1 protein-coding gene is annotated in these 621 nt (G+C 73.4%); it reads left to right on the top strand.

What is annotated here, in order from left to right; all coding sequences use genetic code 11:
- Positions 1-204: 204 nt before the first annotated feature.
- A partial coding sequence (locus AC5LSR_RS19765) for a thiopeptide-type bacteriocin biosynthesis protein (RefSeq protein WP_493468801.1) occupies positions 205-621 on the top strand: 417 nt, incomplete at its 3' end.

Raw genomic sequence — 621 nt, 5'->3', positions numbered from 1 at the left:
ACTCCCCGGCCTGGTCCGCGCGTTCCTCGACCACGCGACCGACCCCTGCCCGGCGCCCGGGCTCATCGACGGTCGCGCCGGGATCGCCCTCGTCGCACACACCCTCGCCACATCCGTCACAGTCACGCCCGCCGCGGCCGCGTCCGCTGCCTGGCCTTCCTGCCTGCTTCTCACCTGAACCCCAGCCGACGACAGGACACCACCATGACCACATCCCCGGCCAGCGGCAGCTGGCCTCAGCTCAACCTTGTCTGCGCGGGCTGGCGGGCCGCCGAACAGATGGCCACGGCGCACCTGCGGCCCCTGCTCGTCGACGCCGAGCACGCCGGCACCGTCGAGGCCTGGTGGTTCGTGCGCAAGGGCGACACCTGGCGGCTGCGGCTTCGCCCCGCGACCGGGCAGGTTGCCGAGCAGCTCGCAGGCACCCTCCTCGGCCGCGACACGATCCAGTCGTGGACCAAGACCCGCTACGAGCCCGAAACCCAGGCGTTCGGCGGCCCGGCCGGCATGGACCTGGCGCACGAGCTGTTCAGCGCCGACAGCCGTCACCTGCTCGACCACCTCGCCGACACAGGCCCCGCGCTCCGCCGCGAACTGCCCGTCGTTCTCGCCGCCCGGCTG

Source organism: Protofrankia sp. CiP1_Cm_nod4, from assembly GCF_982290645.1.
This window is presented reverse-complemented; position numbering and strand designations above follow the sequence as displayed.